This is a genomic window from Spirochaetota bacterium, assembly GCA_040756435.1.
Taxonomy (GTDB): domain Bacteria; phylum Spirochaetota; class UBA4802; order UBA4802; family UB4802; genus UBA4802.
Genome location: JBFLZD010000065.1, coordinates 1 through 18,405 on the forward strand (window position 1 = coordinate 1; position 18,405 = coordinate 18,405).

General features: G+C 36.2%; 20 protein-coding genes and 1 pseudogene. 16 read left to right on the top strand and 5 right to left on the bottom strand.

Annotated features, from left to right (window positions below; genetic code table 11):
• Together AB1444_14250 and AB1444_14255 are read right to left on the bottom strand one after the other, a co-directional pair.
• A partial coding sequence (locus AB1444_14250; protein MEW6527815.1) for a biopolymer transporter ExbD occupies positions 1–311 on the bottom strand: 311 nt, incomplete at its 3' end.
• Positions 311–955, bottom strand: a complete 645-nt coding sequence (locus tag AB1444_14255; protein ID MEW6527816.1) for a MotA/TolQ/ExbB proton channel family protein — start codon at positions 953–955, stop codon at positions 311–313. The genes AB1444_14255 and AB1444_14250, both read right to left, overlap by 1 nt.
• A 127-nt stretch (positions 956–1,082) precedes the next feature.
• On the opposite strand from AB1444_14255, the gene AB1444_14260 reads away from it, so the two are divergent.
• Positions 1,083–2,090 (top strand): NAD-dependent epimerase, encoded by a 1,008-nt coding sequence (locus tag AB1444_14260; GenBank protein MEW6527817.1) that lies wholly within the window; start codon positions 1,083–1,085, stop codon positions 2,088–2,090.
• A gap of 51 nt (positions 2,091–2,141) precedes the next feature.
• Here the strand turns inward: AB1444_14260 and AB1444_14265 are convergent, their stop codons facing one another.
• Both AB1444_14265 and AB1444_14270 read right to left on the bottom strand, forming a co-directional pair.
• A complete protein-coding gene (locus AB1444_14265; GenBank protein MEW6527818.1) occupies positions 2,142–2,660 on the bottom strand; it encodes a hypothetical protein in 519 nt (172 codons plus the stop codon).
• Positions 2,661–3,332: 672 nt separating this feature from the next.
• A complete protein-coding gene (locus AB1444_14270; GenBank protein MEW6527819.1) occupies positions 3,333–3,506 on the bottom strand; it encodes a hypothetical protein in 174 nt (57 codons plus the stop codon).
• A gap of 260 nt (positions 3,507–3,766) precedes the next feature.
• On the opposite strand from AB1444_14270, the gene AB1444_14275 reads away from it, so the two are divergent.
• The 7 genes from AB1444_14275 to AB1444_14305 are packed head-to-tail and all read left to right on the top strand — an operon-like array spanning position 3,767 to position 9,586.
• Positions 3,767–4,462, top strand: a complete 696-nt coding sequence (locus tag AB1444_14275; GenBank protein MEW6527820.1) for an outer membrane lipoprotein carrier protein LolA — start codon at positions 3,767–3,769, stop codon at positions 4,460–4,462.
• 3 nt (positions 4,463–4,465) lie between these two features.
• Positions 4,466–5,599: a RodZ domain-containing protein gene (locus AB1444_14280; GenBank protein ID MEW6527821.1), complete on the top strand. Its 1,134-nt coding sequence runs from the start codon at positions 4,466–4,468 to the stop codon at positions 5,597–5,599.
• Position 5,600: 1 nt separating this feature from the next.
• Positions 5,601–6,911, top strand: coding sequence for a 30S ribosomal protein S12 methylthiotransferase RimO (gene rimO / locus AB1444_14285; GenBank protein ID MEW6527822.1), 1,311 nt, complete (start codon positions 5,601–5,603; stop codon positions 6,909–6,911).
• A complete protein-coding gene (pgsA, locus tag AB1444_14290) occupies positions 6,908–7,636 on the top strand; it encodes a CDP-diacylglycerol--glycerol-3-phosphate 3-phosphatidyltransferase (protein ID MEW6527823.1) in 729 nt (242 codons plus the stop codon). Before rimO ends, pgsA begins: the two co-directional genes overlap by 4 nt.
• Positions 7,637–7,646: 10 nt before the next feature.
• Complete coding sequence (locus AB1444_14295; protein ID MEW6527824.1) at positions 7,647–8,126, top strand: phosphatidylglycerophosphatase A; 480 nt, start codon at positions 7,647–7,649, stop codon at positions 8,124–8,126.
• A gap of 60 nt (positions 8,127–8,186) precedes the next feature.
• The gene (locus AB1444_14300; GenBank protein MEW6527825.1) at positions 8,187–9,053 is read left to right on the top strand and encodes a multiheme c-type cytochrome; all 867 of its coding nucleotides are present in this window, start codon (positions 8,187–8,189) and stop codon (positions 9,051–9,053) included.
• 17 nt (positions 9,054–9,070) lie between these two features.
• Positions 9,071–9,586, top strand: coding sequence for an HIT domain-containing protein (locus AB1444_14305; GenBank protein MEW6527826.1), 516 nt, complete (start codon positions 9,071–9,073; stop codon positions 9,584–9,586).
• Between the two features lie 79 nt (positions 9,587–9,665).
• Here the strand turns inward: AB1444_14305 and AB1444_14310 are convergent, their stop codons facing one another.
• On the bottom strand, positions 9,666–9,860 hold the full coding sequence (locus AB1444_14310) for a hypothetical protein (protein MEW6527827.1): 195 nt from the start codon (positions 9,858–9,860) through the stop codon (positions 9,666–9,668).
• Positions 9,861–10,034: 174 nt separating this feature from the next.
• On the opposite strand from AB1444_14310, the gene AB1444_14315 reads away from it, so the two are divergent.
• From AB1444_14315 to AB1444_14350, 8 genes and pseudogenes are all read left to right on the top strand, one after another.
• Positions 10,035–10,754, top strand: a complete 720-nt coding sequence (locus AB1444_14315) for a tetratricopeptide repeat protein (GenBank protein MEW6527828.1) — start codon at positions 10,035–10,037, stop codon at positions 10,752–10,754.
• Positions 10,755–10,758: 4 nt separating this feature from the next.
• On the top strand, positions 10,759–11,847 hold the full coding sequence (gene dprA / locus AB1444_14320; protein ID MEW6527829.1) for a DNA-processing protein DprA: 1,089 nt from the start codon (positions 10,759–10,761) through the stop codon (positions 11,845–11,847).
• 8 nt (positions 11,848–11,855) lie between these two features.
• Entirely contained in the window at positions 11,856–12,467 is a 612-nt protein-coding gene (locus AB1444_14325) for a hypothetical protein (GenBank protein ID MEW6527830.1), read from the top strand.
• Positions 12,468–12,540: 73 nt separating this feature from the next.
• Entirely contained in the window at positions 12,541–14,643 is a 2,103-nt protein-coding gene (gene topA, locus AB1444_14330; GenBank protein ID MEW6527831.1) for a type I DNA topoisomerase, read from the top strand.
• Between the two features lie 5 nt (positions 14,644–14,648).
• Positions 14,649–15,557: a site-specific tyrosine recombinase/integron integrase gene (gene xerA / locus AB1444_14335; GenBank protein MEW6527832.1), complete on the top strand. Its 909-nt coding sequence runs from the start codon at positions 14,649–14,651 to the stop codon at positions 15,555–15,557.
• Positions 15,550–16,095: an ATP-dependent protease subunit HslV gene (gene hslV, locus AB1444_14340; protein ID MEW6527833.1), complete on the top strand. Its 546-nt coding sequence runs from the start codon at positions 15,550–15,552 to the stop codon at positions 16,093–16,095. The genes xerA and hslV overlap by 8 nt, the downstream gene beginning before the upstream one ends.
• A pseudogene (hslU, locus tag AB1444_14345) lies at positions 16,095–17,508 on the top strand (ATP-dependent protease ATPase subunit HslU). Before hslV ends, hslU begins: the two are co-directional and overlap by 1 nt.
• A 403-nt stretch (positions 17,509–17,911) precedes the next feature.
• Positions 17,912–18,405: HTH domain-containing protein (locus AB1444_14350; GenBank protein MEW6527834.1), on the top strand; the 494-nt coding region annotated here is incomplete at its 3' end.

Sequence of the window (18,405 nt, forward strand, 5' to 3'; positions counted from 1 at the left end):
ACAGTTTCATTTGTTTGCGATTTGCGTAACGATAAGTATTGTAATAGTTCCTTTCTGCCTAATACCTTCCCATCAGCAATAAATCCATTGTCCTGAGGATAAATTTCAATAACCTGCGATGGTTCAACTTTCACTGTCCCGGCACTTAACGAGGGAAGGCTCAAGAAAACACCCTGACGTATAATAAATGAAGCGGTGACAATAAAAAATATCAAAAGGTTAAATGATAAATCTGCAATTGGTGTTGTATCAAAGTCAATAAGCCGTGATTGTTTTTGCTGTGGTTTGTTTTTACGCGTAAACCAGTACATTATACACCTTCCAGTGTTGTAGTACTTTCAATCTGTGAGTATCGAGGCAATTGTTTAGTTTTAAGCATAATAAGTTCAGATGCTTTTGCATACACGTTTTGCAAGATGTGAACATAGAAATGGTAAAATGCTAATGTGGGTACAGCTATGGATAATCCACCTGCAGTTGTGATAAGGGCAATCTGTATACCAACGGCAACCACCTTTGCGTTAACTGTTGTTGCTGCTGCAATTGAAGCAAATGCTGCAATCATACCCTGGACGGTACCAAAAAATCCAATGATTGGTGCTAAATTACCCACCGCATTCAGCAGTACCAGCCCTTTTTCCAGCTGGTTATAATACAGCTGCATATTTTTTTCAAGGTCATCTATTGCTTCCTCACGGAACCTGTATGTGCTTTGATTGAGTAATTTATTCAATTTATTTTCAATATGTACTGTATCCCATATTTTGATTTTAAAATAAAATAAGGAACGTTCTATAATAATGGTTAAACCTACAATGCCTAAAAACAGTATAGGCCACATCAAAATTCCACCCTGCTTAAAGGTAGTCCATAAATTGGATGAATTGGGCGATAGTTCCTGTGCAAATAATGGTTGACTTAGAAAAAGAATAATGAACGTTACTATTTTATTCATATAGGACCTCATCTAAAAAAATTTCTTAGAGCTGGATGGATAGTATTGAACATATTCCAAATTTAAAGCTATGTCAATTACTTTATTGAGCAAAACATTGTAAACTAATTTTCAGAGGTAACAATACATGAATATTCTTATAACTGGTACTGCAGGGTTTATTGGTTTTTATACTGCATTGCGCTTTTTACAGGAAGGATATAACGTTATTGGTGTTGATAATATGAATAGGTACTATGATGTATCGCTTAAGGAAGCGCGCAATAACATTTTGAAGCAATATAAAAATTATGATTTTTATCATAGTGATATAGCTAATTATCAGGAACTATCGGACATATTTAAAAAACATACTTTTGACTACGTGGTACATTTAGCTGCTCAGGCAGGTGTGCGCTACAGTTTAGAACATCCGTTTGACTATGTTCACAGCAATGTTGTTGGGTTTATGAATATACTTGAATGTTGCAGGCATAATCCTGTGAAACATTTAGTATATGCATCTTCAAGTTCAGTATATGGATTAAATTCTTGTGTGCCATTTTCTGTGCATGATAATGTTGACCATCCTGTTTCACTGTATGCTGCAACGAAAAAGTCAAATGAACTTTTTGCCCATTGCTACTCACATTTATATTCAATCCCATCAAGCGGGTTGCGTTTTTTTACCGTATATGGTCCATGGGGTAGACCTGATATGGCTTACTTTAAATTTACAAAAGCTATTTTTGAAGGCAAGCCTATAGATGTATATAACTTTGGAGATATGGAGCGTGATTTTACTTATATTGATGATATAGTGGAAGGTGTATACAGGATTACATTTAAAGTGCCACACGGTCAACCGGAATTTGATACCATACATCCAGATCCAGCGTCAAGTAGCGCACCGTTTAGAATTTACAATATTGGCAATAATAAACCAGTGCAGTTAATGTATTTTATTGAAGTTCTTGAAAAGGAAATTGGCAAGAAAGCTATCATAAACTTTTTACCCATGCAGCCAGGTGATGTGCTTGCTACATTTGCCGATATTGATGAACTTACTGAAGCAGTAGAGTATAGACCTGTTACTTCAATAGAAGAGGGATTACATCAATTTGTACAATGGTATAAAGATTACTATAAGGTTTAATTATTACCATGAATTCTTTTACCACTATAGCGGCAGGAAATATAGTATCATTTAATTGTCTTTCAATGATTGCATAAGTGTTTCAATGGTAGTTTTGTATGAACCTTCTGTATCGTATTGCATAGATTTCTGCAAATAGGTTTTTGCCATCACGGTATCATTCATCTGGATGTAACAAATTGATGCATTTATCAGGGCCGCTGCCTTAATATATGTGTATTGATCCATTGTGTAGCGCTCGATGGCCAAAAAATACACCGCTGCCTTTTTATAGTCACCTATATTATAATAGTTTTTGCCAATGTAATAGTTACCGATACCTTGAATCAACTGATTATCGCTATTTTGTGTGATGCATTCTTGAAATGAGTCAATTGACAAATCGTATAGTTTGTCTTTATAGGCAATATAGCTGGCGTACAGAAGATTTTTATTTGCTATTGTTATGTTTTGAATCAATGCATTCCAGAATTCTCTATCTTCTTCAACTAGTGTAGTGGTAAGTTGTGCCCATGCTGATTGTAATAGAAGAAATAAAATTATATAATATTTTAAAAAATTTTTAATCATGATATGCTTTCCTACTATATGCCAATTTTATTAGGAAAGTTTACAAAAGATATAAAACTTTTGCAAGTAAATTATTGTTTAATAAATAATAGTTTAAAGGTATTTTATATTTAATGCAAGAATAAAATATAAAATAGAGAGTGTCCCAAAAGACATCTCTTTGCAATGACTTATGCCTTCCTGTCATTGCGAGGAACGAAGTGACGAAGCAATCTTGCTTTTGAGGGGCATTGAGATTGCTTCGCTACGCTCGCAATGACTTATGCCTTCCTGTCATTGCGAGGAACGAAGTGACGAAGCAATCTTGCTTTTGAGGGGCATTGAGATTGCTTCGCTACGCTCGCAATGACTTATGCCTTCCTGTCATTGCGAGGAACGAAGTGACGAAGCAATCTTGCTTTTGAGGGGCATTGAGATTGCTTCACTTCGTTCGCAATGACATTGCGCTCATGCCATTGCATGCCCTACCGTTTCTTTTGAGACGGCCCCGGAGTACACTCTATTCATTATGAAACTTTTTAAGGAATTATTGCAGAAATATTTTTATATTTATGGATAATGAGAGTTTAAAAAGATAGAGAAACAAAATAGTAATGTATTTTGATTTGTCTGTAACACTTAGTAAATAATAAAAATTCTTTAATCAAAAATGTTTTTAAAAAAATAATATACTCATGCGCCAATGAGTGGTTCCCTTTTGATAAGTATATGTTTGATATTAGCCTTACCCACAGAGAAATAAATGTGCTGTGATTCTAAAAGTTTAAAATTGTTCCACTGTGATACAATGGTTTCTGGATGTTGCTGATCTTTGAGTTGTTGCTTGGGTTGTTTTATTGTATCCATGTTGTATTTCCTTAATCTCAGGATAATGAAATAGTATGTTTATAGCACAATTTTGTCTACACAAAAAAAATATAAAATTTTAAGCTCAAAATCTTTTTGTTTTTTTGTATTGACTTTTTAAAAAAGCTTTTTAGTTTGACAACCGCATATATATTGTCAAAAATATGTCTATGCAACGTTAAACGGCAAACATTCTTTTAATGTTGTTTGTAACACTGTGTATGCATTATTGGTTTAAATAAAAATTTATAAAGGGCATCATGTTGAGTACACGTAACAAAAAATTATTACGATTGGCAGTAGCTCCATTAATAGTATTCCTGTGCGTTATGACAGGATATTCCTATAAGTTCGATTTTGTGACAGTCAATGATATTGTCAAGCAGATAAAGAAAACCTTCTCTGATGTTGAAAGCTACCAGGCAAATTTTGTCATGGTTTCGGATAAAATGGGAAAGCGCCAGAGTCAAAGTGGTACCATATGGTATATGTCGCCACATTATCTGCGAATAGATTTTGATGTACCCTATGGTCAAAAAATTGTTTCAGATGGAAAACAGGTATGGATTTATATTCCTTCAATAAATGTGGTTGCCGAGCAGGATTTAAACAGTTCAATGTTTGCAATTGGTACCGGTTCAGGATTAAACAGGCTTTTTTCAAAATATCATTATAAATTCGATGGGAAAGAACAGCCACGTGTAGAAAACAACAATAAATACTATGTGCTATTCTTAAAGCAGAAGGAAACACGAAGCGGATTCAGGACTATGAAGCTGTGGGTTAACGAACAGTATTTTATAACAAAAGCTGCTGGTGAAACAGCAAATGGCAAAAACATTACAATTGAAATCAAAAATATAAATACTAAAGTGGATTTAAAAAAAGGTTTTTTTAAATTTGATCCTCCTTCAAACGCCAGAATAATTAAAAATCCAATGTTGGCAGAGGAATAATGTATGGTGGCAGGAATTGGTGAAACATTACGCAATGCGCGTGAAGCAAAACGTTTAACGTTAAAGGATGTATCCAAAGATACTAATATTGTTGTTAAATATCTGGAAGCACTTGAAAATGAAGATTTTGACAAATTTCCCAGCGAAACATACCTTCTGGGTTTTTTACGTTCTTATGCTGAATACCTTAAGGTGGATGCTGATGAGTTAATTCAGGCTTATAAAGGATATAAGATTGGCGAAAGTTCAACACCACTTGAAGAGTTAACCAAACCTACTGGTTTGTCAATAGTTGCCCAGTTACGGATGTATGCGCAGCAGTATCGTAATATCTTATATGTTGCAGGTATTGGTATTGCTGTCCTTATTGTAATTTCACTGTTTATAAGCCTTATTACTTCGGATGTACATGTAGGAAGTGATGATTCCATTAAGGCAATCCAGGAAGAATATTATCGCACTCAGGGCAAAAAGATTGCCATTAAAAATATATGGCCATTACAGCTCACCAATGACAGTGGCATTGTGCTACTATATAACGATGAGGCATGCCAGTTTTTGGTAGAAAATAAAGAAATTTTATTTATATTAAGTGATATTAAAGATAATTCAGTAATAGTAGAGTTTTTGCCTGATTCAAAAAAATATGTGCTGGAAATGGAAAAACCTGTTGTATGTAGCCCCATGGAATCATCAAGGAATATTGTTCTTACATTAAAGGGATTAACCGAGAACAGGGCAAAAATCAGAGTGCAATTGGCTGCTGTAGAGCAGGCCAAGCCTGATGAAGCTGTCACTGTGATAACCCCGGTAACACCGCCTGCTGAAGTGGTCACGCATGACCAGAAAAATTTAAAAATAGTATTTGAAGCTGAATTTGTGCAAAAAACATATTTTGAACTTTATTTAGATGGAAATGAGCGCGTCAGGGGAATGATGCCATCTGGCACAAAAGAACGATGGGAAGCATCGGAATTTATTCAGGTTAAGATAGGCAACGCTGGCGGTGTTAAAGTTAAAATTAATGGCACTGACTATATGTTTGGCCTGCCTGGTCAGGTTGCCAATAAAGTAATTACCTGGCGTAAAGACCCACAGGATCCCAACAAATACAAGCTTGAAGTAAAAGACTGGTGATGTGTTTTCAGCCGAGGACATTTCATACTATATTGTTTCATTAGGGTGCCCCAAAAATGAGGTGGATTCCGAGCGCCTTAATGCTGATATGCACAGCGCTGGTTTTGTTGAGGCACATGAGATTGATGAAGCAGATATAATATTTATCAATACCTGTGGATTTATTGAAGCGGCAAAGAAAGAATCTGTTGATACTATACTGGATGCATTAGATTATACATCACAGCAAACAAAGACCTTTAAAAAAAGATTGGTTGTATTAGGCTGTCTCACCCAGCGGTATAAACAGGAAATCATTCAAGAAATACCTGAAATTGATTTGGTATGGGGTTTGTACGATAGTTCTTTAATAAAAGAAATTGCTCGCTTATTCAATATTGCACTGATCAAAGGAACTATCGCCCATAAAAGAAAACCACTTATTGATAATCTTCCCTATGCGTACATAAAAATTGCTGAAGGGTGTTCCAATTTTTGCAGCTACTGCGCTATTCCCCTGATACGGGGCAGGTTTAGTGCTTTCTTGCCATCTAAAATTGTGACGGATGCACGTGAAGCGCTCAAACGTGGTGTTAAAGAACTCATTATAGTGGCGCAGGATACTGCAGTATATCACTATGATGATAAAAAAATCTGGGATATACTGGACATGATAAGTAACCTGGAAGGTGATTTCTGGATCAGGCTTATGTATTGCCATCCTGACCATATTGATGACAGGCTTATTGAAGCCCTTGCAACGCTGCCAAAAGTTGTTCATTACATTGATATTCCTTTTCAACATGCAAGTAAAAAAGTTTTACAATCAATGAGCAGAAAAGGTGATGCAGATAGTTATTTGCAACTTGTGGAGAGATTGAGAAAAGCCATCCCTGATATAGCTATACGCTCAACATTTATGGTGGGATTCCCTGATGAAGATGAAAATGATTTCAAACTATTAATGAACTTTATTACAAAAGCCAGATTAGATAGAGTAGGTGTTTTTATGTATTCACCTGAGGAAGGAACGCAGGCGTTTGCAAAAGGAGACACGGTGAAAATGGCAACAAAGAAAAAGCGTTACAATATGCTGATGAAGTTACAGCAGGAAATTTCACAGCAAAGGTTGAAGGAAACTATAGGTGCTACAGTGCAGGTGCTTGTGGAAGAGAAAGTGGATGACTATAATTACATTGGAAGAACTCAGTACGATGCACCTGAAATAGATGGCATTTTTTTCTTGACCGCGCACAATGTACGTGTCAATGATATCGTCACAGCAAAGATTACAGACACATTGGAATATGACCGTATTGGAGAAATGATTTGAATATACCTAATTTATTAACATTATCGCGGATAATACTCATACCATTATTCTTGTATTTAATTTTTACACCAACTATAGAACATAAAATTTGGGCGCTGGTTATTTTTATTATAGCATCATTTACTGACTTTTTAGATGGGTGGACAGCTCGCAAGTTGCGACAGGAAACTGATACAGGAAAATTTCTGGATCCACTGGCTGATAAGTTTTTGGTTATATCGGCGCTTATTGCTTTCTTATTCCTTGATCCGCTTATTCCACTATGGATGGTTATTGTTATTATTGGGCGTGACCTTTTAATAACATTGATGCGCTATTTATCAATCAAAAAAGGGTCAATGTTGCGCACAAGCAGGTTGGGTAAATTTAAAACAGCCTTCCAGATGATTGGCATAATTGTTATAATAATGGTATTCATTGTCCGCAATTCCATAAAAAATGTACAACTGGAAATAAACCAGTTAAGTGCACTGAAGCTTGAAACTGTTGTTGAGATTCTTAATTCAAATTTAGTTCATAAATGGCTTATTGTATGCCCCTATCTCATAATGGCTGTGGTAACCTTCTTAACAGCTTTATCAGGTCTTCGGTATATAGTTACTAACTGGGAGCTTTTTATACCACCGTATAAGCCAAAAGAAGATAAAATGACAGAAGATAATGAACAAAAAATAACAGTGCAACGCAAAAAATTGATTGGACATCGTATAAAAAAGGAAAAATAAAAAAGTTGATATGAACTGGAAAGAGTTTTTGTTCACAGGGCTTTATACTGGCTACTTCCCCAAAGGCTCGGGTACTGTTGGTGCGCTGTTAGCTTTATTATTATATGTAATTTTACATCAGCTATGTGGCAGATATGGGATTGTAGCAAATGTTATCCTTGTGGCGATTTTGACTTATCCTGCCATCAAATTGGGTGATGATGCTGAAATTTATTTTGCACAAAAAGACCCTCAGGAAGTTGTTCTTGATGAGATGCTTGGTTTCTGGGTTACCATGTCATTTCATCCATTTAGCTGGAGTGCAGCAGTTTTAGGCTTCTTTTTTTTCAGGCTGTTTGATATTATAAAACCTTTCCCCATACGCAAGCTGGAACATTTACGTGGTGGGCTTGGTATAATGATTGACGATATGATTGCAGGAGTGTATGCTAACATTACTATTGCTATTATTATGGTTGTCATGAAAGTGTATGGGATTGTACTTGTGTAATGAGTACAGGGTGTCGAAAAGGTAAATAGGCACACAAAGAAACATGCTTTGAGGTTACCAATGAAGCGTATTTATACTATTATTTTAATTTTTGCAATTGTACTTTTAACGTTTTATATTGCGTTTGCTCAAAAGATAATGGGCGATAGCTCTCATAAAAAAAATTACTGTATAGAATGCCATATTAAACTCAATGGCAAACCTCGTGCCGTGGTTCTGGAATGGGAAAACAGCATACATGCAAAAAATAATCTTGAATGCCAGATGTGTCATGGTGGCAATCCTGATGTGGATGATGCAAAAGCTGCAAAGGATAAAAAAACTAATTTTCTTGGAAAACCAAGAAAGAAAGATATACCTGAGTTTTGCGGAAGGGAAGGTTGCCATAATCAGGCGCTGGCACAGCTAAAAAAAGGTCCTCACTATAATTCAGTTTTAAAAATAGGCAGCCCAAACTGTGTTGATTGCCATGGTGACCACAATATACAGCAGTCAACGTATCACATTATTACCGATAAAACATGTTCAAGCTGTCATAGTGTTGAATATTCACGTGAACTGGTAAATTCCATTATTACAATTGAGAAGAATATTGAAGATATTGAAAAGTCGTTGGAATACATGAATGAACGAAATGTTGAAACTAAAGAAATGACAGTGCGATATCAAGAGCTTAAAAGTTATTTTCATCAGCTGGTGCATGTCTTTTCACAACAGGAGATAGATTTTACTAAAAAGTTAGTTGAAGTTGAAATAGAATATCTTGACAAAGAGCTACAAAGTAAAATATCTTCTATTAAGCGTCTTGACCTCATTTATATTTTAACCAGTGCATTCAGTATTGGTGTTATTATTACATTTACTGCATATATTGCACTTATCAGACGAAGGCGTGCAAAGATACAAAAGGACTTCATATCACGGTAAAATTCAGATACAAAATTATGGCAGATAGTTATTTTGAAAGATTTAAATGCTGGTATCTTTTCAATACCGAAAAAATTAAATATGTTGGTAAAAAAAATGAAAAGCATGCATGCATACTATGCGCAATACGTGACCATGCAGAAGATGTGGTAAGTCTTGAAATACATCGTACCGATACATTTATTGTTTCGGTAAATTTATATCCTTTTAATCCAGGCCATTGCATGATATTTCCTTTGCAACATAGAGAAAATTTGCATGATTTATCTGATGATGATGTTTTAGCACTACACAGGTTAACAATAAAAACTATAGATATATTAAAAGAAGAATTCAAACCATCAGGGTTTAATGTTGGGTATAATTTGGGCTCGTGGAGTGGGGCAAGTATACCTCATATACACCTGCATATTGTTCCACGTTTTCCTAATGAATTAGGATTTCTTGATGTGGTTTCACATACACGGGTTATGGTAGTTGATCCCCATGATGTATGTGAAAGATTAAAAAAAAGATTTAATAATATCAAGTAGCAATTCCTTAAAAAATATTTTTTGATAGTATACTATAAACCACACACCTTTGTCAGCTTGTGATTATTCTATATTTTACTTATTGCCTTGCTGTTTCTTCTGCTTCAAGAAGCAATTCTATATCTTTTTTATTTAATTTTATTGTGAAAGGTTCCCCGCACATGGGACATGTTCCACTATTAATGCCTATGGAAAGCTCACTAATTTTTAAATGTAATTTTGAACCACACAGTAAACACGTAAAATCACCAGCGCGCATCTGATGGGGAAGCATATAAACCTCCTTTTGGGAAATATCACTTTATGTTACCTACCAGAGACTATCACCCTTCATTGTATAAAAAACCACTTGAAATTTATAAAATGGTTGTCAAGTATTTTGTAAAATATACAATTATAATAATTAATTCCAGCAATTAATTGTATTAAAATAAAAAGAGGTGATACAATGACAAAGTTTAGAAAAATCACTCTAACGTTACTGGTTATTAGCAGTATTATTGCATTAATAATTATTTTTGATGGCGAGTTACTGAAAAAGTTTTTTGTGTTGAAATCCGTAAGAGTTGTGACACAGAGCGAGATTAAGCGTATGGAAGAAGAATTATCTGAACTTACGTCAAAAAGTGCAACAAATCCCGAAGTAGTTAACAAGATTGGTGTATTGTATCAAAACTTAGGTAGCAAATATAATGAAAAAGGAGCATGGGATCCGGCCATTGATGCATTGCAAAAAGCTTTAGGGTATGGAAGGAATAATCCACTTGTCCACTATCAATTGGCAATTGCGTATGCAAACAGGGGAACACAGTTAGAAAATAAAGATGACATAGACAAAGCACAAATTCATTACGAAAAGGCATTACAGATGGATCCCAACTTTATTGAAGCAAAATATGGGTTGGCAATCCTATTATTTTATCAGAAAGATAACAGGTCAAAAGCTGTTCAAATGATGGAGGAGATAACAAAGCAAAAACCAACCTTTTACAGAGCACGGTTTGCACTGGGAAGGTTTTATTATGAAAATAAAGACCTTACTAAGTCACTATCGGTTTACCAGGATCTTTATACTGATCTAGAAAAAATGGATTCACCGCTGGCAAAGGAGTATAAACAGGCGTGTAAAGAAAATATCCAGCGAATAACTACGGAGTTAGCACGGTAATTATATGGACAAGAAAAAATATGCTGTAGCGTTATCATTGATGAGTTCTGGTTTATGGCATTTTTATTCTAAAAATGATCCTGAAACAATTTATAATGAATATGTTTTAGCAGATGACAGAAAAGTTCAGGAATACTATACAAGCTGGTATTCCATGTTGCCACTTGAAGAAGCAGATAAAATTATTGAGTTATGTAACAAAATGAATGTCAGGATGATTTCTTATTGGGATCAGGAATATCCTGCATTATTAAAAGAAATTGCTTATCCTCCCGCTGTTTTATATATACGGGGTAGCCTGCCTCAAAAAACATGCCTTGCCATTGTTGGTACCAGAAATGATGATCCTCAATCGGGTTCAATTGCTGAAAAGCTGTCAGGTCTTTTAGCCCGGTATGATATTGCTATTGTCAGTGGTCTTGCAATTGGGATTGATAGAAGAGCACATATAGGGGCATTAAAAGTAGGTGGATCAACAATAGGTGTCATGGCAAATGGTATTGATATGTTATATCCTGCAAGTAACCGTGATATCTACACTGATATTATTAATTCAGGCAATGGGTGTGTGTTATCTGAATATCCTCCAAAAGTGCGTATCACCAGGTGGACTTTTGTACGCAGAAATAGAATTGTTAGCGGATTATCAAAAGGTGTTATTGTCATTAAAGCCGGTGAAAAAAGCGGAGCACTTATTACTGCCCAGTATGCTCTTGAACAAAATAGGGAATTATTTGTTTGCACGGGACATTCTTTTGATGAAGGTTACAAAGGGTGCTATAAGCTGTTAAAAGAGGGTGCACACCCTGTTTTTAATGAACAGGATATCTTAGAAATTTGTAGTGTTGACAGGTTATACCGTCAACCAACATTATTTGAAGGCATACAGTACAGTGCAGATACTTCAAGTGCACATTTTGCTGCGTATGAAGATGATGATATAGTCAAAACTCTGAAACAGGGTTCAATGGATATTGATTCACTCATACGTGCAGTGGGAAAAAGCAGCGGGGAAGTCCTTGAAAAATTAACAAACCTGGAATTAGACGGCGTTATAGTACGTCTTGGAAATGTAATATCGTTGAATAAATAAAGGGTTATATGATAATTAAACGAGTCCTTATAATCATGTTAGCACTACTGTGGGCAATAAGCTTTATTCAGATTTTTTCTGTGCCACCGTATATTGGGGATATATTTGGTATATATAAATCGGGTTATTTTAAAGAACTTGAAAGAAATATGTATATTATAACCGATAGTTTTTTACATATTAAAACAATGTCAAAACCAGAATATGCCTGGATATACTTAGATGATTTGCAGAAACGTTCTGGTATAACCATCACGGTGTATGATGCACAGGGCAATCTTGTTAAAGCACCGGGCATGACCGAAACGGTTAACGATACAGCGGTTATGAATGTGTGTAGCGATATAAAGCCACAACCTCAATTTACAGTAAGGGGAAGACTATACCATGGCATAATACCAATTTACCGAAAGTCAGAATGTAATTTTTGCCATCAGCCTTCACAAAAACCATTGCTGGGTGTAATAACCTATGCTATTCCTTTTGATGGATATATTTACTATACTTCTGAACGGATAATACTTTTTACCATCATAACGTTTGCCATAAGTATTTTGTTATTTGTTGTTATCAGATGGAATCCATATAAGGATATTAAGGAACTGTTTGACAAAAAATAAAGGATATAAACTATACAGTGAATTTAATTTAACAGTAACTATCGCTTAAAAATTAGAAAGTAAGGAAGTAATTATGGCTGATCATAAGAAAACCCTTGTGATTGTTGAGTCACCAACAAAAGCAAAAACAATACATAAATATTTAGGAAAAGACTATATCATTGCTTCGTCAATGGGACATATCATTGATTTGCCCAAATCACGGTTAGCAGTTGATGTGAATAATGATTTTAAACCTGAATATATCCCAATTCGCGGTAAGGCAAAGTTAATAAACGATTTAAAAAAGAAAGCAAGCGAAGCAAACAATGTTTTACTTGCAACTGACCCCGACCGTGAAGGTGAAGCTATATCATGGCATCTGTCTAATGTTTTGAAAGAAAAAAATCCAGATATAAAGCGTATTGAATTTCATGAGATAACTGAAGAAGCAATAAAAGAAGCTGTTGAAAGAGCTCGTGACATCAATATGGATTTGGTAAATGCACAGCAAGCTCGTCGTATTCTGGATAGGCTTGTGGGTTATTATTTAAGCCCTATATTATGGAAGAAGGTTAAGAAGGGATTGTCAGCAGGAAGAGTTCAGTCTGTTGCGTTGCGGGTTATCTGTGAGCGGGAAAAAGAAATTGAAAGTTTTATTCCGCAGGAATACTGGACCCTTGATGCGCTGTTTGAACATCATAAGCAGGAATTTGTAGCATCACTTGTTTCAGAAAACGGAAATAAAATAGAATTAAAAACAAAGAACGATGTTGACAGGGTATTAAAGCTTATAGAAGGCAAACCGTTTACTGTAAGCAATGTTGAACAAAAAGAACGAAGAAGAAAACCTCAGGCTCCATACATTACCAGCAAATTGCAACAGGATGCTGCCAGGCGTTTAGGGTTTTCTGCAAGTAAGACCATGATGGTGGCACAACAATTGTATGAAGGGGTTACCATATCAGGCGAAGGGCAGGTTGGTTTGATTACCTACATGCGTACAGATTCAACGCGTGTGGCTCCTGCAGCACTGTCTTCCGTGAGGGATTATCTTAGTAAAAATTTTTCCAAAGAGTATATGCCCCAATCACCAAATTTTTATCCAAACAAAAAGGGTGCACAGGATGCCCATGAAGCAATACGTCCAACCAATGTATTCAGGACTCCAGAATCAATTAAAAACGATTTAACACCAGACCAGTACAAGCTGTATTCTTTGATATGGAAGCGGTTTGTTTCATCGCAGATGACGCCAGAGGTTTCTTTAGTAGTTACCGTTACCATGAATGTTGAAGATTTTGAATTCAGGGCAACAGGTAGCAGGGTTTTGTTTAATGGTTTCACGGTAATAGAAAAAGAGGAAAGTGCTGAAAAGAAGATACTTCCACCACTGGAAGTGGGGCAGGTTCTTGTCCCAAAATCATTTGACCCGCAGCAGCATTTTACTTCACCACCACCGCGATATAATGAAGCATCGCTGGTAAAATTTTTGGAAGAATCAGGTATTGGCAGGCCTTCCACGTATGCTCCAACCATAAATACGCTGTTAAAGCGGTATTATGTGACCAAACGTGGGAAACAGCTGGTGCCCACTGTGCTTGGTAGGCTGGTGAATGATATTATGGTTTCTTATTTTGAATCGCTTATCAATATTGATTTTACTGCCAGGATGGAAGAAAAGCTGGATTTGATTGAAGAAGCGCATAATGACTGGGTTAGCATGATAAAAGAGTTTTACGAACCTTTCAAGTTGACTGTACATCACGCCGAAGAACATATAGAGGACATGAAAAATATCCTTGATGAAGAAACTGATCTGGTGTGCGAAAAATGCGGTAGTAAAATGGTAAAACGTTTGGGCAAATATGGATTCTTTTTGGCATGTTCAGCGTTCCCAAAATGTTCCAATGCAAAACCTTTGCCGCTTGGCAAATGCCCCAAGTGTGCAGGTGATGTAATCAAACGTTCATCAAAACGACGCGGTGCATTTTATGCTTGTAACAGGTATCCGGAATGTGATTTTGCTACCCGTGAACAGGCATCAGAACATGCATGCCCCAAATGTGGAAGCTTGCTATTTATACGGAAAATAAAGAAAAAAGGCGAGATGCTTGTATGTTTGAATGAGCAGTGTGGATATACCGTAACACTGTTAGACGAAGATAAAACAGATGCGGAGGCACATGTAAGCTGATACGTATGGATCACTATATTGATACATTTATGCGGTACCTTATTGCTGAAAAAAATGCATCACCTTTGACTATTGAATCATATAGCAAAGACCTGACTCAATTCATGGAATTTTTATATGAAACGGTTGACCCTGAATCAGTTACTATCGCCACTATAACAACAAATGATATACGTGATTTCATTGATTATTGCTTTGAAAAAGGTAATGAACTTTCAACAATTGGACGAAAGGTTGCAACATTAAAATCCTTTTTCAAGTATCTGGAATTTCATAACTATATTGACAGCAACCCTGCCCGCGACATCCATTACTCCAAACAAAGTAAATTTTTGCCAACGTTTTTAACCTTTGATCAAATTAAAAAACTAACGTCATTTGAGTGCAAAAGTTTTGGCGACTATCGTGACAGGGCACTGCTGGAAATGTTTTATTCCACGGGAGCTAGAGTTTCAGAAATAGCAAATGCTAACATTGATGATTGTGATTGTACTAAAGGAAGATTAAAGGTGCTGGGCAAAGGGTCAAAAGAAAGAATTGTGTTTATGAATGAAACTTCCATCACGGCGTTGAAAGAATATCTGGACGAACGCAAAAAAAAATTCAATTGTTTAACCAGCCCCTTATTTGTAAATAATAATGGCAAACGATTGACAACCAGAGGCATTTTTTATATTATTGATAAAAGAGCAAATATGGCGCAGTTATGGAAATCGGTTACACCGCATGTATTGCGACATAGCTTTGCAACTGAATTACTCAACAGGGGTGCTGATATCAGGGCTGTGCAGGATATGTTGGGGCATGCGAGTATTTCAACAACACAGCGATATACTCACACCACAACAGAGCGCTTAAAAGAATTGTACCAGAAGTATCATCCCCATGCACACAGGAGACATGATAATGAATAATACTTCAATGCGTGGCACTACAGTACTGGCAATTAAAAAAGACAATACTATTGCCATGGGTTGTGACGGGCAGGTGACGTTAGGTGATACGGTAATTAAAAGTAAAGCAGTAAAACTTCGCAAAGTGTATGATGACAAAATCCTTACTGGTTTTGCAGGTTCGGTGGCTGATGCGCTGACATTGTTTGAACGGTTTGAACAAAAGTTGGAGTCCTATTCGGGCAATATTCCGCGAAGTGTGGTGGAGCTTGCACGTGATTGGCGTTTGGACAGAGCATTGCGCAGGCTGGAAGCGGTGCTGATTGTTGGTAACCCGCAGCATCTTTATTTAATAAGCGGCAACGGTGAAATCATTGAGCCTGATGATGGCATCATTGGTATTGGTTCGGGTGGAAGCTATGCGCTGGCAGCGGCACGAGCGCTGGTACGTAACACAACGTTGAATGCGTATGACATTGTGAAGCAGTCACTGCTTATAGCATCAGAGATATGTATCTATTCAAACAGCAACATCATAATTGAGGAGATTAAAGCATAATGAGTGATATTAATGTACAGTTTCCCGAAGATGGCGACCTCACTCCACGACAGATTGTCAGTGAACTGGATAAATATATTATTGGACAAAAAGACGCAAAGAAATGTGTGGCGATAGCTCTCAGAAACAGAAGCCGCAGGAAAAAATTGGATCCTGAGTTACAGGAAGAAATTGCACCCAAAAATATAATCATGATAGGACCTACTGGTGTTGGCAAAACCGAAATTGCACGCCGATTATCGCGCCTTGTTAATGCGCCATTTATTAAAGTGGAGATTACAAAATATACCGAAGTGGGTTATGTGGGCAGGGATGTTGAGTCCATGATACGCGATTTAACCTCCATTGCAGTGAATATGGTAAAGAAAGAATACAGTGCAATGGTAGAAGAGAAGGCTTTAAAAAATGCCTATGACAAGATAGTTGATATCATCATTCCCAAAAAAGGATTTGAATTTGATGAGCGTCAGATTTCAGGTTTTCATGTTGAAAGGGAATCGATCTTTGAGTCTGACACTTTGTATGAGCAGATGCGCACACAATATTTAGAAGATTTAAAAAGTGGCAAATTAGATGATTTAGAGATTGAATACGAATCTGAAGCACCCAATGTGATACCGGTAATGTCAATTATGGGTGGGTCTGGCCTTGAGGATATAGATTTGCAGATTCAATCCATGTTAGGCGATTTGATGCCAAAAAAAATCTAAGCGAAAAAAAAGTACCGTTAAAGATGCACTACGTATATTTATTGCTGAAGAAACCGAAAAGCTTATAGATATGGAAAAAGTAACCAACGAAGCTATACGGCGTGTTGAAGATATGGGGATAGTCTTTATAGATGAAATAGATAAAATTGCCGGTGCTGAATCAAAGACAGGGCCTGATGTATCACGGCAGGGGGTACAGAGGGATTTGCTACCCATAGTTGAAGGTACAACTGTCAATACTAAATATGGGCCGGTAAAAACCAATCATATACTTTTCATTGCAGCAGGTGCATTCAATATTTCAAAGCCTTCTGACCTTATTCCTGAGTTGCAGGGACGTTTTCCAATACGAGTGGAGCTTTCTTCATTAACAGAGGAAGACTTCAGGAAAATACTGACAGTGCCAAAAAATTCACTTACCCTTCAATATAAAGAGCTTCTAAAAACTGAAGGTGTTACCATTGAGTTTACGGATGACGGTATTGCCGAAATAGCAAAGACAGCACAGATACTCAATGAAGAGCATGAAAATATTGGTGCGCGAAGATTGCATACCATTATGGAAAAACTTCTGGAAGACATACTTTTTGATGCGCCCGATTTAGATGATGCCCATAAAAACTTTGTGATAAATGCTGAATTTGTCAAAGCCAAGTTGGGGCCAACCATTAAAAATAAAGACCTATCACGATATATACTGTAGTGATGTTTTGTTATACGTATATACACTGTAGTCGATTATGATGGTAGGTATATATCTATTTTCAAATTTTTTTAAAAAATGGCAAATTAAATAATAAGGTGTAACAAAATAGAAAATATTTTTCTTTGGCACTTTCTTTTGTTGCCGATGGGAGAAAAAAGTGCATACTGTAACGATGGAGCAGGCTTGTTTTTTTAGACGTAAAAAGCGGCAAAAGAGGGCAAATAAGAACAAAAGGATGGAAATCTTTGTATGAGGTTTTACCGGGACGGCTTAATGGTACACTTATAACTTAAACTTGCAAATAGTTATTATAAAAATATAAAAATAGTAATTGACAAATATAAATAATATGTTATAATATTTTAATTCATTATAAAAATATATACTGGTGAGGTTTGCCGTGAGCCAAAATGAACGGTTACAGTATATAGATAGCGCTATCAGAGAAAAAGGTGTAGTAACTGTACAGGAGGTGGCTTCAAAATTTGAAGTTTCTACACGAACCGTAAAACGCGATATTGAATATTTGCGGGATACCATTGGAGCTCCACTTCAATATATTTCCCATAAAAAGGGCTATTGCTATACCGTACCATTTGATTATTTTACCTATCGAAATGAGCGGATGTTTTTGTTCTATGTTTTTTTAACGCGTATACTTGAAAGTCCCACACACTTTCCATTTGTTGATAAAACTATCGTTCATACCATCAAGCAAGCAATAAGAACAACATTCTTACCGCTTATCTCGCGTATTACGTATGAACTTGAAGAGTGGGAAGAGCTTGACATTGAACTTTTCAGCAAGCTTTTTACCGCAATGCGCAATCAAAAGGTTATTGATATAACATATATCGATGCTAACGGAAAGTTAACTAACAGAACTATCGCCCC

What these genes read in the sequence shown, in the direction of transcription:
- AB1444_14270 (MEW6527819.1), bottom strand. Translation starts at nt 3,506, where the DNA reads ATGGATACAATAAAACAACCCAAGCAACAACTCAAAGATCAGCAACAT.
- AB1444_14310 (MEW6527827.1), bottom strand. Translation starts at nt 9,860, where the DNA reads ATGCTTCCCCATCAGATGCGCGCTGGTGATTTTACGTGTTTACTGTGT.
- AB1444_14265 (MEW6527818.1), bottom strand. Translation starts at nt 2,660, where the DNA reads ATGATTAAAAATTTTTTAAAATATTATATAATTTTATTTCTTCTATTA.
- AB1444_14280 (MEW6527821.1), top strand. Translation starts at nt 4,466, where the DNA reads ATGGTGGCAGGAATTGGTGAAACATTACGCAATGCGCGTGAAGCAAAA.
- AB1444_14305 (MEW6527826.1), top strand. Translation starts at nt 9,071, where the DNA reads ATGGCAGATAGTTATTTTGAAAGATTTAAATGCTGGTATCTTTTCAAT.
- AB1444_14315 (MEW6527828.1), top strand. Translation starts at nt 10,035, where the DNA reads ATGACAAAGTTTAGAAAAATCACTCTAACGTTACTGGTTATTAGCAGT.
- AB1444_14295 (MEW6527824.1), top strand. Translation starts at nt 7,647, where the DNA reads ATGAACTGGAAAGAGTTTTTGTTCACAGGGCTTTATACTGGCTACTTC.
- xerA (MEW6527832.1), top strand. Translation starts at nt 14,649, where the DNA reads ATGGATCACTATATTGATACATTTATGCGGTACCTTATTGCTGAAAAA.
- AB1444_14255 (MEW6527816.1), bottom strand. Translation starts at nt 955, where the DNA reads ATGAATAAAATAGTAACGTTCATTATTCTTTTTCTAAGTCAACCATTA.
- AB1444_14260 (MEW6527817.1), top strand. Translation starts at nt 1,083, where the DNA reads ATGAATATTCTTATAACTGGTACTGCAGGGTTTATTGGTTTTTATACT.
- dprA (MEW6527829.1), top strand. Translation starts at nt 10,759, where the DNA reads ATGGACAAGAAAAAATATGCTGTAGCGTTATCATTGATGAGTTCTGGT.
- AB1444_14325 (MEW6527830.1), top strand. Translation starts at nt 11,856, where the DNA reads ATGATAATTAAACGAGTCCTTATAATCATGTTAGCACTACTGTGGGCA.
- AB1444_14300 (MEW6527825.1), top strand. Translation starts at nt 8,187, where the DNA reads ATGAAGCGTATTTATACTATTATTTTAATTTTTGCAATTGTACTTTTA.
- hslV (MEW6527833.1), top strand. Translation starts at nt 15,550, where the DNA reads ATGAATAATACTTCAATGCGTGGCACTACAGTACTGGCAATTAAAAAA.
- AB1444_14275 (MEW6527820.1), top strand. Translation starts at nt 3,767, where the DNA reads ATGTTGAGTACACGTAACAAAAAATTATTACGATTGGCAGTAGCTCCA.
- topA (MEW6527831.1), top strand. Translation starts at nt 12,541, where the DNA reads ATGGCTGATCATAAGAAAACCCTTGTGATTGTTGAGTCACCAACAAAA.